The sequence below is a fragment of the Pseudomonas sp. SIMBA_068 genome (assembly GCF_046534705.1).
Lineage (GTDB): Bacteria > Pseudomonadota > Gammaproteobacteria > Pseudomonadales > Pseudomonadaceae > Aquipseudomonas > Aquipseudomonas putida.
In genome coordinates this window covers 132,088-147,317 of the sequence record NZ_JAWRYI010000014.1, presented here as the reverse complement: position 1 = coordinate 147,317, position 15,230 = coordinate 132,088, and the positions used below count along the sequence as shown (strand labels likewise).

Sequence of the window (15,230 nt, the reverse complement as noted above, 5' to 3'; positions counted from 1 at the left end):
GTGGGGCGCATTATAAGGGGATTCGGAAGGGCGTCAACCTTTAATTTCAAGAAACTGAAATATAAGCGGGAAATACCTAGAAAGGCCCGTACAACGCATTCAGCGCCTGTGAGACCCAAGGCGAACAAAGCTGAAATGCCCGAGGCGCCCCCCCCAAAAACAAAGCGGGGAGGCCTTTCGGCCTCCCCGCTTTAATTACCTGCCCTTAAAGGCTAGGGAATGCAAACTGCGACGCTTCATGGCTGGCACGCTGCGGCCAGCGCTGGGTAATCGCCTTGCGACGGGTATAGAAGCGCACTCCGTCCGGGCCATAGGCATGCAGGTCACCGAACAGCGAACGCTTCCAGCCACCAAAGCTGTGATAAGCCACCGGCACCGGCAGCGGCACGTTCACACCCACCATGCCCACTTCGATCTCGTCGCAGAACAGGCGCGCCGCTTCACCGTCACGGGTGAAGATGCAGGTACCGTTGCCATACTCGTGATCATTGATCAGCTGCATCGCCTGCTCCAGGCTGTTCACACGCACCACGCACAGCACCGGGCCGAAGATCTCTTCTTTATAGATACGCATCTCCGGGGTCACCTTGTCGAACAGGGTGCCACCCACGAAGTAGCCATCTTCATTACCGGCCACACGGAAGCCGCGGCCATCCACCACCAGCTTGGCGCCGGCAGCAACACCGTCATCAATGTAACCCACTACCTTGTCACGGGCAGCAGCCGTTACCAGCGGGCCCATGTCCAGGCCGCACGAAGTGCCGGCACCAATCTTCAGTGCCTTGATCTGCGGTTCCAGCTTGGCAATCAGGGCATCGGCCACCTGGTCGCCCACGCATACCGCCACCGAAATGGCCATGCAGCGCTCGCCGCACGAACCGTAGGCCGCGCCCATCAGTGCGCTGACGGCATTGTCCAGGTCGGCATCCGGCATCAGTACCGCGTGGTTCTTCGCGCCACCCAAGGCTTGCACGCGCTTGCCGCGCTTGGTGCCTTCGGCATAGATGTACTCGGCGATCGGCGTTGAACCGACAAAGCTCAGTGCTTTTACTTCTGGCGCTTCGATCAGCGCATCCACCGCCTCCTTGTCACCGTGCACCACGTTCAGGATGCCCTTCGGCAAGCCGGCTTCCAGCAGTAGCTGGGCGATGTACAGGGTCGAGCTGGGGTCACGCTCGGACGGCTTGAGGATGAAAGCGTTGCCGCAGGCGATGGCCAGTGGGTACATCCACAGCGGCACCATGGCCGGAAAGTTGAACGGGGTAATGCCAGCGACCACGCCCAGCGGCTGGAAGTCGGACCAGGCATCGATGTTCGGGCCGACGTTGCGGCTGTACTCGCCTTTCAATACTTCTGGCGCTGCGCAGGCGAACTCGACGTTCTCGATGCCGCGCTTCAGTTCGCCGGCTGCGTCTTCCAAGGTCTTGCCATGCTCTTCGCTGATCATCTGCGAGATCTTGGCTTCGTTCTGCTCCAGCAGTTGCTTGAAGCGGAACATTACCTGGGCGCGCTTTGCCGGTGGGGTGTTGCGCCAGGCCGGGAAGGCCGCCTTGGCGGAGTCGATCGCTTCCTGCACGGTCGCGCGACTGGCCAGCTCGACCTTGCGTACAGCCTGGCCGGTGGACGGGTTGAAGACATCGGCGGTGCGCTCACCTTTGGAAACCAGCTCGCCATGGATCAGGTGCTGAACAATGCTCATGCAAAACTCCGGATATAGAAGGTAGAGGCAGGCGCGCTATCTATACATGCGCGCGCCTGGCATCGAAATCGGAAAGATCAGTCGATCAGGTTCAGGTTTTCGCCGACGGCGTCGAACAAGCGATCCAGTTCCTGCGGCGTGGTGTTGAACGTTGGGCCGAACTGCAGGGTGTCGCCACCGAAGCGTACATAGAAACCTGCCTTCCACAATTTCATCGCCACTTCGTACGGGCGGACGATGGCATCACCGTCACGGGCGGCGATCTGGATGGCGCCGGCCAGGCCGTAGTTACGGATATCGACAACGTTCTTGGTGCCCTTCACGCCGTGCAGCAGCTTCTCGAAGTGCGGCGCCAGCTCGGCGGCGGACTGCACCAGGTTTTCCTTCTGCAGCAGGTCCAGCGCGGCGATACCGGCGGCGCAGGCCACCGGGTGGGCCGAATAGGTGTAGCCGTGCGGGAATTCCACGGCGTATTCCGGCGTCGGCTGGTTCATGAAGGTGTGATAGATCTCACTGCTGGCAATCACCGCGCCCATCGGGATGGCGCCGTTGGTTACCTGCTTGGCGATGCACATCAGGTCCGGGGTCACGCCGAAGGCTTCAGCACCGGTCATCGCGCCCATGCGGCCAAAGCCGGTGATCACTTCGTCGAAGATCAGCAGGATGTTGTGCTGGGTGCAGATTTCACGCAGGCGCTTCAGGTAACCCTTAGGCGGCGGCAGTACACCGGCGGACCCCGCCAGCGGCTCGACGATCACCGCAGCGATGTTGGAGGCATCGTGCAGCTCGATCAGCTTGAGCATTTCGTCAGCCAGGGCAATACCGCCCTCCTCCGGCATGCCCTTGGAGAAGGCGTTCACCGGCAGCACGGTGTGAGGCAGGTGGTCGACATCCAGCAACTGGCCGAACATCTTGCGGTTACCGTTCACGCCACCCAGGCTGGTACCGGCGATGTTCACGCCATGGTAGCCGCGGGCACGGCCGATGATCTTGGTCTTGGTCGCCTGGCCTTTCAGGCGCCAATAGGCACGCACCATCTTCAGCGCGGTGTCGGCGCACTCGGAACCGGAGTTGGTATAGAAGACGTGGTTTAGGTCGCCAGGAACCAGATCGGCAATCTTTTCCGCCAGCTGGAACGACAGCGGATGGCCAAACTGGAACGCCGGGGAATAGTCCAGGGTACTCAGCTGACGGGTCACCGCGTCAGTGATTTCCTTGCGGGTGTGCCCGGCGCCGCAGGTCCACAGGCCAGACAGCGCATCAAAGATCTTGCGCCCTTGGTCATCGACCAGGTGGTTGCCTTCGGCCGCCACGATCAACCGTGGGTCGCGGTGGAAGTTGCGGTTGGCGGTGTAAGGCATCCAGTGGGCATCCAGCTTGAGCTGGCTGGCGATACCGGCGGGAGCGGTTTCGGGCATGTTCATCGGCGGTTCCTCGAAAGACGATTAGGCAACGATGTATGTTGTTGCAGCTAAATTGGCACGGCGATAAAGTCTGAAAAAGCCAACATTTCTAATCTTCAGACAGGCCGTGACTAAACTGATGAGCCGACGCCCCGATCCACTCGCCCAAGTCAGCGATTTCGACATCCGCCTGCTGAAGATCTACCGCAGCGTGGTCGAGTGCGGTGGCTTTTCGGCCGCCGAGAACGTGCTGGGCATTGGCCGCTCGGCCATCAGCCAGCAAATGAACGACCTGGAGCAACGCCTTGGCCTGCGCCTGTGCCAGCGTGGCCGCGCCGGTTTCTCGCTGACCGAGGAAGGCCGCGAGGTCTACCATTCGGCACTGCAACTGCTCAGCGCCCTGGAAAGTTTCCGCACCGAGGTCAACGGCCTGCACCAGCACTTGCGTGGCGAGTTGAACATTGGCCTGACAGACAACCTGGTCACCCTGCCGCACATGCGCATCACCCATGCCCTGGCCGAACTCAAGGACCGCGGGCCCGATGTACGTATCCAGATCCGGATGATCGCACCCAGCCAGGTCGAACACGGCGTGCTCGACGGCAGCCTGCATGTTGGTGTGGTACCTCAGACCAGCCCGCTGTCGGGCCTTGAGTACCAGCCGTTGTACAGCGAACGCTCGCTGTTGTACTGCGCGGTCGGCCACCCGCTGTTCTATGCCGACGACCAACAGGTCGACGACGACCGCCTCAACAGCCAGGAAGCCATCACCCCCACCTTCCGCCTGCCCGCCGACATCCAGGCCCATTACCAGGCGCTGAACTGCACGGCCAGTGCTTCAGACCGCGAAGGCATGGCGTTTCTCATCCTCACCGGGCGCTACATTGGCTACCTGCCCGACCACTACGCCACATTCTGGGTGCAGCAAGGCCGCTTGCGCGCCCTCAAGCCCCAACAGCGCTTCTATGACCTGAGCCTGAGCTGGGTAACGCGCAAGGGCCGGCGGCCCAACCTGGTACTGGAAAGCTTCCTCGACAGCCTGGCTGCGACACGTTGATGCCAGTCTGTGCCGCAAACGCTTGTCACTTCGGCGCAGGCAGGTAATCTTGTCCGACAGCCGCAGCCACTGACCCGTACGGAATCGTCCATGACCCTAGAAGTCCCTGCGCACCGCCTCTCCGCCTCGGGCAAGCCCGCGGGCCGCATCCGCCAGAAAAACGAACAGGCCATTATCCAGGCCGCCGAAGACGAGTTCGCCCGCCATGGTTTCAAGGGCACCAGCATGAACACCATCGCCCTCAAGGCGGAATTGCCCAAGGCCAACCTGCACTACTACTTCACCAACAAGCTGGGCCTGTACATTGCCGTGCTCAGCAACATCATCGAGTTGTGGGACAGTACCTTCAACGCCTTGAGCGTCGAGGACGACCCCGGGGAAGCCCTGAGCCAGTACATCCGCACCAAGATGGAGTTCTCGCGCCGCAACCCGCAGGCCTCGCGGATTTTCGCCATGGAGGTAATCAGCGGTGGCACCTGCCTGACCGAATATTTCAGTGCCGACTACCGCGAGTGGTTCCGCGGCCGGGCTGCCGTGTTCCAGGCCTGGATCGACGCCGGCAAGATGGACCCTGTCGACCCGGTGCACCTGATCTTCCTGCTTTGGGGCAGCACCCAGCACTACGCCGACTTCGCTACCCAGATCTGCCAGGTTACCGGCCGCAGTCGCCTGACCAAGCAGGACATGGAAGACGCAAGCAACAACCTTATCCACATCATTCTGAAAGGCTGCGGCATCAAGCCCGCTGTGTAACCGTCATTTATGCCTTCTACCCTGCTCGACCTCTGCGAATACCGCGAGGACATCCGCAAAAGCCGCTTCATCACCCTCGCCGGGCCGATCAGCAGTGCCGCCGATGCGATGAGCTTTATCGAACGCCACAGCGACCTGGCCGCGACACACAACTGCTGGGCCTGGAAGCTCGGCGCGCAGTACCGCAGCAACGATGACGGCGAACCCGGCGGCACCGCAGGCCGGCCGATCCTGGCTGCCATCGAAGCGCAGGACTGCGACCAGGTCGTGGTGCTGGTGATCCGCTGGTACGGCGGTATCCAGCTGGGTACCGGCGGCCTGGCGAGGGCCTATGGCGGCGGCGCCAACAAGTGCCTGCAACAGGCACCCAAGCGGCTGCTGGTGCAGCGCAGCGAATTCACCTGCAGTTGCAGTTTCAGCGAACTTGCGTTGGTGAAACTGCGCCTGGCGGAGGTGGACGGCCTGGTACTGGATGAACAGTTCACCGCCAATGGCGTAGACCTGCTGATCGCGCTTGGTGATGCCCACAGGGCGCCACTGCAGCAGCAACTGGCCGACCTGAGCCGCGGGCGCATCCTGCTCGAAGCATGCTGAACATTGCCCACAACAACTGTGGGCCTGCCTGTGGATAAGCTTGGGGCACTCTCTTGCAGGCTAGTGATTTCGAGGCCCCCAGAGCTTTGATCATATTTTGATCACTATTTGATGACAGTCGTAAACTGCTGAATGTCCGCGACTTATCCCCAGCGAACCGCCCATCCAAGCCGCCCCCCCCTGCTCACCTTGCACACAATAACTGTGGACCAGCCTGTGGATAACCCGTGCGCCAACGGGCGAAGCGCCCGGCCCCGCAAGGCCCAGACGAAACTGACCATTTTTTAACCAGACGCAAACCAGGCACGCGTATTCGCCGTGACGTATGCTCAATTCCTTTTCCCACACCGATAAAGGAATGTTCCTATGGCTACTTCAAGAACTGCCCTCATCATCGGCGCCTCGCGCGGGCTTGGCCTGGGCCTGGTGCAACGCCTGAACGAAGACGGCTGGAGCATCACTGCCACCGTGCGCAACCCGCAGCAACCCGGCGCCCTGGCGGACGTGACCGGCGTGCGCATCGAACAGCTGGAAATGAACGACACCGCCCAACTCGATGGGCTGAAACAACGCCTGCAAGGCCAGGTGTTCGACCTGGTATTCGTCAATGCGGGCGTCATGGGCGCCCTGCCGCAAGACCTGGAGACGGTTCAGAACAAGGACATCGGCGACCTGTTCATGACCAATGCCGTGTCGCCGATCCGCGTGGCCCGCCGCCTGGTCGGCCAGGTGCGCGAGGGCAGCGGGGTGCTGGCCTTCATGAGTTCGATCCTGGGCAGCGTAACCATCCCCGACGGTGGCGAAATCTGCCTCTACAAGGCCAGCAAGGCAGCGCTTAACTCGATGATCAACAGCTTCGTGGTTGAACAACAGCGCCCCGACCTGTGCGTGCTGGCCATGCACCCGGGCTGGGTGAAAACCGACATGGGCGGCGAAAACGCCGAAATCGACGTGTTCACCAGCACCCGCGGCATGCTCGACCAGATCAACGCACAAAGCGGCAACGGCGGCCTGCGTTTCATCAACTACAAGGGCGAACCCTTGGTCTGGTGATTCACCGGGTCGCAGCCTGGCCGGGCGCAATGCCCGGCCAGGCCCTGTAGAATGGCGGCAACCGTACCTGATTGAGATGCCCCACTATGTATGACTGGTTGAACGCCCTGCCCAAGGCCGAACTGCACCTGCACCTGGAAGGCTCGCTGGAGCCCGAGCTGCTGTTCGCCCTGGCCGAGCGCAACAAGATCGCCCTGCCCTGGGCCGATGTGGAGACCCTGCGCGGTGCCTATGCCTTCAACAACCTGCAGGAGTTTCTCGACCTGTATTACCAAGGCGCGGATGTGCTGCGTACCGAGCAGGACTTCTACGACCTGACCTGGGCCTACCTGCAACGCTGCAAAGCCCAGAACGTGATCCACACCGAACCGTTCTTTGACCCGCAAACCCACACCGACCGCGGCATCCCTTTCGAAGTGGTGCTCAATGGCATCAACCAGGCGCTGAACGACGGCCGCAAGCAACTGGGCATCAGCAGTGGCCTGATCCTCAGCTTCCTGCGCCACCTCAGTGAAGAGGAAGCGCAAAAAACCCTCGACCAGGCCCTGCCGTTCCGCGACGCGTTCATCGCCGTCGGCCTGGACAGCTCGGAAATGGGTCACCCGCCAAGCAAGTTCAAACGCGTGTTCGACCGGGCCCGCAGCGAAGGCTTTGTTGCCGTTGCCCATGCCGGCGAAGAAGGCCCGCCCGGGTACATCTGGGAAGCGCTCGACCTGTTGCAGATCAAGCGTATCGACCACGGTGTTCGCGCCATCGAGGACGAGCGCCTGATGCAACGCATCATCGATGAGCAGATCCCGCTCACCGTGTGCCCGCTGTCCAACACCAAGCTCTGCGTGTTCGACCACATGAGCCAGCACAACATCCTGAACATGCTCGAACGCGGCGTGAAGGTTACGGTCAACTCGGACGACCCGGCCTACTTCGGCGGCTACGTGACGGAAAACTTCCACGCCCTGCACACCCACCTGGGCATGACCGAAGACCAGGCCCGTCGGCTGGCGCAGAACAGCCTGGATGCCCGGCTGGTCTGATTGACCGACGCCGTTGCGCTCAGCCGACCTGCAACGTCGCCACGCGGGCTATGCGATTGATCTGCTGGATACCCAGCGCCGAGATATGCAATGCCCGCGTGTCCTCGGCCTCGCGCATCCAGCCAGATTGCAGAAACAGCCTGAACAAGGCCTGGCCCAGCACGCCACCCAGGTGCGGGGCCTGGTCGTTCCACTCGGTGCAACGACAGATCACGCAACCACGTTGCTGGTGTGGCGCCAGGGCATCGATGTAGACCCCGACAAGCGCCAATTGCGCCCGCCCCTCGTCACTTACCATCAACTGTCGGCCGCTGCCTTCCAGCCAGCCGGCCACCACCACGCGATGGTACAGCTCACTGGCCAGCTCCCCACCCAGGTGATCGCCACAACGGCGAGCGCGGCGCATCGACATGGGCAACGGTGATACCGGCGCCTTGGCCTGCTCCCCCCTGGCGCCCTCCAGCTGAACGCTGGCCAAGGCCTCCACGGCGGCCCCGACCTGCGGTGTCGCCAGGCGGAAATAGCGCTTGCGGCCACGTGCTTCATGCCTGAGCAACCCGGCCGACGACAGCAACGAAAGGTGCGCGCATGCCGATGACGAAGTCAGGCCGGTCATTATCGCGAGCTCATTGGCCAGCCGTGGCGTGCCGTCGATCAATGCCCACAACATGGCACTGCGCTTCGGGTCGGCCATCAGGCTGGCAATCTGGCTGATACTGCTGGCTGCGTTCATATCCCTGTAACTCCCTGCAAGTTCACGGTGTGGATGCGATGGCCAACCCTGGCGGGGAAGCACCTCTCGCTGTCACTGGCCTGGGTCGCCAGTATAGGCCGCAGCAAACGCCGTTCAGACGCTCACCTGCCGATATACCTGCGGCGAAAAACCACTGGGTATGCCTACCCTTGGCAAACAGTGAAACAGCCTCGGAAAACTGCCCGGAACCCGGTCAACCAAAGGTCCGATATACGCGTACAGCGGCGTAGAAACATCTTGATGAAAAAAGACCGGCTGCAATTTCAGATATGGCCCACAGCCATGTTCCGCAAATAGCGCGCAACGAAGCGAAGGTTCTGCGGGTTTGCGGGCATTACGCCCAAAGCGGGAAACAGGGAGAGTAAATGCGCCTGTCGACCGTCAGTCAGGACACTGATGCAGCCCGTGGCAGCCACGAAGGGCGGCGCTACACTTGAGCGGCTACCCCTTCTGGAGGTTTGCCGCGATGAAAATTGTCGTCAGTGCATCGAGCCGAAATCCTGCCTGCCCCTGGCAGGTCCAGCTCGATCAACACGTGGTCAGTTTCCGCAGCGAGGCCGAGGCGCGGGCCTTCGTCGCCACGCTCGAAACCCGCCTGCAGGCACCTCACCCGCTTATGCGGGACGCCTGGCCTGCAAGCGTCGGGTCAGCAGCGCGACACTGACCGCCAGTGCACCGCACAAGCTGATCACCGTCGCCATCGGCACCGCACTGCCATCATGCAGCAGGCCGACCAGTGCCGCCGCCCCTGCGGCGACGCTGAACTGCAGGCAGCCCATCAGTGCCGAGGCGCTGCCAGCCCGTGCGCCCTGCCCGCTCATGGCGCAGGCAGAGGCGTTGGGGATGATGCAGCCCAGGCTGGCGATGCAGATGAACAGCGGTACCAGCAGCGGCCACAACTGTGCCGGCTGCAACGCTGCCACGCCCAACAGCGCGAGGCCTGCCGCCAGGTAAACCCACACCCCGCGCGCCAGCAGGAACGCCGGGCCACGCTTGGCCAGTAGACGTGCATTCACCTGTGCCACCAGGATGAAGCCGGCGGCGTTGGTGCCGAACAGCCAGCCGTAGTGCTCGGCCGGCACGTCATAGAGCTTGATGAACACGAAAGGGGAACCAGCGATGTAGGCAAACATGCCGGCAATGGCGATACCACCGGTCAAGGCATGGCCAAGGAACACCCGGTCTGCAATCAAACGCAGGTATTGGCGCAAAGCGCCAGACAGCGGCTGACGCGGCATGTGCTCAGGCAGGCTTTCCGGCAGGCCAAGGCTGACCGCCAGCAGGCAGCCGGCACTGAACAGGCTCAAGACCAGGAAGATCGACTGCCAGCCCGCCAGGTTCACCAGCACCCCGCCCAGCATCGGTGCCAGGATCGGCGCCAGGCCCATGACCAGCATCAGTTGCGAAAACACCTTGGCCGAGGCCACCGGGTCGCACTTGTCGCTGACGATGGCCCGCGACAGCACCATGCCAGCACAACCGCCCAGTGCCTGGACGAAGCGCGCCAGCACCAGGGTGTCGAGGTTGGGGGCATAGGCACAGGCCAGCGACGCCAGGGTGAACAGGGTCACCCCGAACATCAGCGGTATGCGCCGGCCAAAGCGATCAGCTACCGGGCCATACGCCAACTGGCCGATGGACAGGCCGAGGAAGTAGGCGGCCAAAGTGGCCTGGATGTGTTTTTCATCGGTGGCGAACGCCTGCGCCATGGCCGGGAAGGCGGGCAGGTAGAAGTCGATCGCCAAGGGCCCGAACGCACTGAGTGCGCCCAGGATGAGCACCATTCGCAGGTTCATCAGGAATCCATAGCAGGCTAAGCAAGTGATTGATTCTACCTGCTGTGGACCCTATCGGTATGAAAACATTTGCAACAAACTTGGGCCTTGCGGGGACAACTGTCAGGCTCGAAACCTGAAAATTGCCGTGGTCCCTGTGGGGAGCGGGCGTGCCCGCGAATCAGGCAACGCGGTGGATGGCACCGGCTATGCCGGTATTCGCGGGCACGCCCGCTCCCACAGGTGAGTCTCCCACTGGCAAGTCTTCAGGCAAGTTCGGCCTGATAACCTTCATCACGAATGGCGGTAAGGATCTGCTCCTGCGCCAGTTCACTCTGCACCCGTACCTGCTTGGCTGCCAGGTCGATCTCGACCTTGGCCGCTGCATCCTGCTCCTGCACCGCGCGGGTCACGGCTTTCACGCAATGGCCGCAGGTCATGCCTTGTACATTGAACACTTGCATGGGGTTTCCTCCTTCAGGTTTTCAACGAGTCTCAAGCTTGCCATCGGGGCAAGGTCAAGCCCTGCCAGCAACACCTGGGGTGGAAATCCGCGCCCGCGTCGGCCAAGCTTCGCGTTTGACGATCAGGCAAGCAGGAGATTCTTCATGTTCAGGGCAGCATTGGGCGTCGTCGGGCTATTGAGCGCGCTGGCTGCGGTGCCACCGGCCAGTGCCGAGGGCAATTCGGACTACAGCGTACTGATCATTTCCCGGGAACGCCTGGAAGTGGCCACCAACTGCGAAATCGGCGTCTACCTCAACGATCAGCTTTCCGGGCGTGTGTTCCAGGAGCAATCCACCTCGTTCAACCTGCCGCCCGGCCCGGTAGATGTGCGCCTGCGCCTTTTGCCAGGGCAGATGCCAGGCTGCGCAGCGGGCATCGAAGACCAACGCAGCACACGCTTGAACCTGCAGGCGGGCCAGATCAACAAATACCGCATCGCCATGGGGCATTATGGGCTTGAGTTGAAGCGAGCCGGCCTGGGCTATTGACCTTACCTGCATGGCAAGGTTGATGCTGGAGGCCTGTCCAAGGAGGAGAGCCATGCCCGCATCCACCACGTATGACCTGCCGATCTCCGGCATGACCTGCGCCAGCTGTGCCGGCCGGGTCGAACGCGCCCTGCGCAAGGTCACCGGCGCTGAACAGGTCAGCGTCAACCTCGCCACCGAACAGGCCCGGGTCCAGGCCCCGGCCGACAGCCTGCCCGCCCTGGTCGATGCCGTGCGCGAAGCCGGCTACGGCGTGCCCACCCGTACCATCGAACTGCAGATTGGCGGCATGACCTGCGCCAGCTGCGTCGGCCGCGTAGAGCGCGCCTTGGGCAAGCTGCCCGGGGTCGAGCAGGTCAGCGTCAACCTTGCCAGCGAACGCGCGCACCTTGAAGTGCTGGCGGCCGTTGATGACAACCTGCTGATCGACACCGTGCACAAGGCCGGCTACAGCGCCAGCCTGCCGCAAACGGCCAACGTCGACCAAAGCGCTGCCCAGCGCCGCCTGCGCAAAGAGCGCCTGGCAGTCGGCGCAGCCTTGCTGTTGGCCCTGCCACTGGTATTGCCGATGCTGGTGCAGCCATTCGGCCTGCACTGGATGTTGCCTGCATGGGCGCAGTTCCTGCTGGCCACGCCGGTGCAGTTCATTCTTGGCGCCCGCTTCTACGTAGCCGCCTGGAAGGCCGTGCGCGCCGGTGCCGGCAACATGGACCTGCTGGTGGCGCTAGGCACCAGCGCTGGCTACGGCTTGAGCCTGTACCAGTGGGCGCAGGCCCCTGCCGGCATGGCCCCACACCTGTACTTTGAAGCCTCGGCCGTGGTGATTGCCCTGGTGTTGCTGGGCAAGTACCTGGAAAGCCGTGCCAAGCGCCAGACCGCCAGCGCCATTCGCGCCCTTGAGGCACTGCGCCCGGAGCGCGCCCTGCGTGTAGTAGACGGCCAGGAGCAAGACGTGGCCATCGCGCAGTTGCGCCTGGGCGACCTGGTGCTGGTCAAGCCCGGCGAGCGTTTCCCGGTAGACGGTGTGGTCGAAGACGGCAGCAGCCATGCCGATGAAGCCCTGATCAGCGGCGAGAGCCTGCCGGTGCCCAAGCAACCCGGCGACAGTGTCACCGGTGGTGCCATCAATGGCGAAGGCCGGTTGCTGGTGCGCACCCAGGCGCTGGGCACCGAAACCGTGCTGGCCCGTATCATCCGCCTGGTGGAAGACGCCCAGGCCGCCAAGGCGCCGATCCAGAAGCTGGTCGACCGGGTCAGCCAAGTGTTCGTCCCGGCCGTGCTGGTACTGGCCCTGATCACCCTGATCGGCTGGTGGCTGGCCGGCGCACCGTTGGAAACCGCACTGATCAACGCCGTTGCTGTGTTGGTCATCGCCTGCCCCTGTGCCCTCGGCCTGGCCACGCCTGCAGCAATCATGGCCGGCACCGGGGTTGCCGCCCGCCACGGTATCCTGATCAAGGATGCCGAAGCCCTGGAGCGTGCCCATGCGGTCAACCGCGTGGTCTTCGACAAGACCGGCACGCTTACCTCTGGCAGCCCGCGGGTTGTCCACAGCCAGGCGCAAGTGGGCAACAGCGCCGACCTGCACCGCCTGGCCGGCGCCCTGCAGCGCGGCAGTGAGCACCCACTGGCCAAGGCGGTGCTGGATGCCTGCGCCGAACAGAAGCTGGACGTGCCAAGCGTTACCGACAGCCAGTCGCTGACCGGGCGCGGCATCGCCGGATGTGTAGAGGGCCGCGAGTTGGCCCTGGGCAACCGCCGCCTGCTCGACGAAAGCGCACTGCAACCTGGTGACCTGGACGCCAAGGCCCAGGCCTGGGAAGCCGAGGGGCGCACCCTGTCGTGGCTGATCGAACGCGGCACGCAACCCCGTGTGCTGGGCCTGTTCGCCTTTGGTGACAGCCTCAAGCCCGGCGCCGCGCAAGCCATAAATACCCTGCACGCACAGCACATCAGCAGCCACCTGCTGACCGGCGACAACCGCGGCAGCGCCAAAGTGGTGGCCGACGCCCTGGGCATCGACGATGTGCATGCCGAAGTGCTGCCGGCCGACAAGGCCGCCACCGTGGCCGCGCTCAAGCTGGATGGCGTGGTCGCCATGGTTGGCGATGGCATCAACGACGCCCCGGCCCTGGCGGCCGCCGATATCGGCATTGCCATGGGTGGCGGCACCGACGTGGCCATGCAGGCCGCCGGCATCACCCTGATGCGTGGCGACCCGCGCCTGGTGCCGGCCGCCCTGGAAATCAGCCGCAAGACCTACGCCAAAATCCGCCAGAACCTGTTCTGGGCGTTCATCTATAACCTGATCGGCATCCCGCTGGCCGCGCTGGGTTACCTCAACCCGGTACTGGCCGGCGCCGCCATGGCCCTGTCCAGCGTCAGCGTGGTCAGCAACGCGCTGTGGCTCAAGGCGTGGAAACCCACCAGCACCAACGAGGAAGCGCCATGAACATCGGCCAGGCCGCCCGCCGCAGCGGGCTTAGCACCAAGATGATCCGTTATTACGAATCCATCGGCCTGCTCAAACCTGCCACGCGCAGCGACAGCGGCTACCGCCTGTACCAGGCAGAAGACTTGCACAGCCTGGCCTTCATCAAGCGCTCCCGCGACCTGGGCTTTTCCCTGGAAGAGGTCGGCAAGCTGCTGACCCTGTGGCAAGACCGCCAGCGTGCCAGCGCCGATGTGAAGGCGCTGGCGATGCAGCACATCGATGAACTGAACCGGCGTATCGAGGAGCTGGTGAGCCTGCGCGACACTCTTGGCGAGCTGGTTTCGCATTGCCAAGGGGACGACCGCCCGGACTGCCCGATCCTCAAGGACCTGGCCAACGGTGCTGCTGGAAGTTGCTGTCACTGATCGGTCATCAGCCTTTGGTATGCCATAAGCGTCCAAACGCGACCGAATAGTCACCAGCCGCGACTTTATCCAATAAATACGGGCGTTTTCCTACATAAAACCCGGATGCTGCCGATGCACTGGCTACCTGCCTCGTGGGTCGACAATTAAAAATTCCGGGAGCGTCGATGAGCATCAAACAGAAACTGACCTGGGCATTCGCGGTCATCGCCGGCTTGCCCATCGTCCTCGTGGCCACCCTGGTGGTCCTCAACCTGCGCGGCGAAGCCCGTGACGGATTCCTCGACGGTAGCAGCCGGGAAATCCGCCAGGTCAGCAACGCGATGAACATCTTCTTCCAGGGCATCAACCAGAACGTCGAGTACATGGCTTCGCAGCCAATGGTCGCCGCCACCGGCAGCGAGCTGAACAAGTACATGAGCGCCGCGCCGTCCTACGAACTGGGCGAGCAGGCCGGCAAGCTCCTCGACTTCATGACCCGCCTGGCCAACGCGCATCCGTCCTATGCCTACCTGTCCTACGGGGTGAACGACGGCGGCTACACGGGCTGGCCGGTCGGGCAAAAGTTCGTCAATTACGACCCACGCACCCGCCCCTGGTACCAACTGGCCATGGCCAACCCGGGCAAGACCGTGCGTACCGGCGCCTACTACTGGGCGGCCGACGACGCGGTACTGGTCAGCACCGTGCGCGCCGTGGCCAACCAGTTGGGCAACCCCGGCGGCGTGGTCAACATCGACGTGTCGCTCAAAGGCCTGACCGAGATCGTCAAACAGATCAAGCTGGGTGAAAGCGGCTACCTGATGCTGGTGGAAAGCAACGGCAACGTCATGGTCGACCCACGCGACGCCGCTCACAACTTCAAGCAGCTGGCCAGCTTTGGCGACGGCTATGCCGCGCTGGCCAAGGCAGGCAAAGGCCTGGTCGAGGTCGAGCTTAATGGCGTGCGCTATATGGCCAACGTCTACCCCGATGAGCAACTGGGCTGGACCTTCATCGGCCTGATCGAACAAAGCGAAGTGATGCAGACCACCACCCGGCTGACCTGGCTGATCGGCGGCATCGCCGTGGTGCTGGCCGCGCTGTTCGCAGTGGTCGGTGCAGGCTTCGCCAAGCTGATCGTGCGCCCGATCAATAGCGTCACCAGCGGCCTGGAAGACATTGCCCAGGGCGAGGGTGACCTGACCCGCAACCTGGAAATCCGTGGCCGCGACGAAACCGCGCAACTGGCCAGCTGGTTCAACCAGTTCCTCG

General features: G+C 63.0%; 14 protein-coding genes and 1 pseudogene. 10 read left to right on the top strand and 5 right to left on the bottom strand.

What is annotated here, in order from left to right:
- Window positions 1-205: 205 nt before the first annotated feature.
- Window positions 206-1,699: a CoA-acylating methylmalonate-semialdehyde dehydrogenase gene (locus tag SB756_RS25935; RefSeq protein ID WP_016497893.1), complete on the bottom strand. Its 1,494-nt coding sequence runs from the start codon at window positions 1,697-1,699 to the stop codon at window positions 206-208.
- A gap of 77 nt (window positions 1,700-1,776) precedes the next feature.
- On the bottom strand, window positions 1,777-3,123 hold the full coding sequence (locus SB756_RS25930; RefSeq protein WP_410912466.1) for an aspartate aminotransferase family protein: 1,347 nt from the start codon (window positions 3,121-3,123) through the stop codon (window positions 1,777-1,779).
- 115 nt (window positions 3,124-3,238) lie between these two features.
- Here SB756_RS25930 and SB756_RS25925 point away from each other — a divergent pair, with 115 nt between their 5' ends.
- The 5 genes from SB756_RS25925 to SB756_RS25905 all read left to right on the top strand — a co-directional run bounded on the left by SB756_RS25925 (window position 3,239) and on the right by SB756_RS25905 (window position 7,593).
- Window positions 3,239-4,159, top strand: a complete 921-nt coding sequence (locus tag SB756_RS25925; RefSeq protein ID WP_026034606.1) for a LysR family transcriptional regulator — start codon at window positions 3,239-3,241, stop codon at window positions 4,157-4,159.
- Between the two features lie 90 nt (window positions 4,160-4,249).
- On the top strand, window positions 4,250-4,912 hold the full coding sequence (locus tag SB756_RS25920; protein WP_043198725.1) for a TetR/AcrR family transcriptional regulator: 663 nt from the start codon (window positions 4,250-4,252) through the stop codon (window positions 4,910-4,912).
- 9 nt (window positions 4,913-4,921) lie between these two features.
- Window positions 4,922-5,506 carry an IMPACT family protein gene (locus SB756_RS25915; RefSeq protein ID WP_410912464.1) on the top strand — a complete coding sequence of 195 codons (585 nt, stop codon included), beginning with the start codon at window positions 4,922-4,924 and terminating at the stop codon, window positions 5,504-5,506.
- 366 nt (window positions 5,507-5,872) lie between these two features.
- The gene (locus SB756_RS25910) at window positions 5,873-6,559 is read left to right on the top strand and encodes an SDR family oxidoreductase (RefSeq protein WP_410912462.1); all 687 of its coding nucleotides are present in this window, start codon (window positions 5,873-5,875) and stop codon (window positions 6,557-6,559) included.
- 86 nt (window positions 6,560-6,645) lie between these two features.
- Window positions 6,646-7,593, top strand: coding sequence for an adenosine deaminase (locus SB756_RS25905; RefSeq protein WP_410912460.1), 948 nt, complete (start codon window positions 6,646-6,648; stop codon window positions 7,591-7,593).
- A 19-nt stretch (window positions 7,594-7,612) separates the two neighbouring features.
- On the opposite strand, the gene SB756_RS25900 is transcribed toward SB756_RS25905, so the two are convergent.
- The gene (locus SB756_RS25900; RefSeq protein ID WP_049273704.1) at window positions 7,613-8,326 is read right to left on the bottom strand and encodes an ArsR/SmtB family transcription factor; all 714 of its coding nucleotides are present in this window, start codon (window positions 8,324-8,326) and stop codon (window positions 7,613-7,615) included.
- Between the two features lie 487 nt (window positions 8,327-8,813).
- On the opposite strand from SB756_RS25900, the gene SB756_RS25895 reads away from it, so the two are divergent.
- A complete protein-coding gene (locus SB756_RS25895; RefSeq protein WP_080642756.1) occupies window positions 8,814-9,011 on the top strand; it encodes a hypothetical protein in 198 nt (65 codons plus the stop codon).
- Here SB756_RS25895 and SB756_RS25890 read toward each other — a convergent pair.
- Together SB756_RS25890 and SB756_RS25885 are read right to left on the bottom strand one after the other, a co-directional pair.
- The gene (locus SB756_RS25890) at window positions 8,962-10,143 is read right to left on the bottom strand and encodes a multidrug effflux MFS transporter (RefSeq protein ID WP_341797483.1); all 1,182 of its coding nucleotides are present in this window, start codon (window positions 10,141-10,143) and stop codon (window positions 8,962-8,964) included. The genes SB756_RS25895 and SB756_RS25890 overlap by 50 nt on opposite strands.
- A gap of 245 nt (window positions 10,144-10,388) precedes the next feature.
- Window positions 10,389-10,586, bottom strand: a complete 198-nt coding sequence (locus SB756_RS25885; RefSeq protein WP_012270354.1) for a heavy-metal-associated domain-containing protein — start codon at window positions 10,584-10,586, stop codon at window positions 10,389-10,391.
- A 144-nt stretch (window positions 10,587-10,730) separates the two neighbouring features.
- On the opposite strand from SB756_RS25885, the gene SB756_RS25880 reads away from it, so the two are divergent.
- The 4 genes and pseudogenes from SB756_RS25880 to SB756_RS25865 all read left to right on the top strand — a co-directional run.
- Window positions 10,731-11,117 carry a hypothetical protein gene (locus SB756_RS25880; protein ID WP_049274448.1) on the top strand — a complete coding sequence of 129 codons (387 nt, stop codon included), beginning with the start codon at window positions 10,731-10,733 and terminating at the stop codon, window positions 11,115-11,117.
- 52 nt (window positions 11,118-11,169) lie between these two features.
- Window positions 11,170-13,569 carry a heavy metal translocating P-type ATPase gene (locus SB756_RS25875; protein WP_410912458.1) on the top strand — a complete coding sequence of 800 codons (2,400 nt, stop codon included), beginning with the start codon at window positions 11,170-11,172 and terminating at the stop codon, window positions 13,567-13,569.
- The gene (gene cueR, locus SB756_RS25870) at window positions 13,566-13,976 is read left to right on the top strand and encodes a Cu(I)-responsive transcriptional regulator (protein WP_016497881.1); all 411 of its coding nucleotides are present in this window, start codon (window positions 13,566-13,568) and stop codon (window positions 13,974-13,976) included. The genes SB756_RS25875 and cueR overlap by 4 nt, the downstream gene beginning before the upstream one ends.
- 167 nt (window positions 13,977-14,143) lie before the next feature.
- A pseudogene (locus SB756_RS25865) lies at window positions 14,144-15,229 on the top strand (cache domain-containing protein); the annotation flags it as partial.
- Between the last annotated feature and the right edge of the window lies 1 nt (window position 15,230).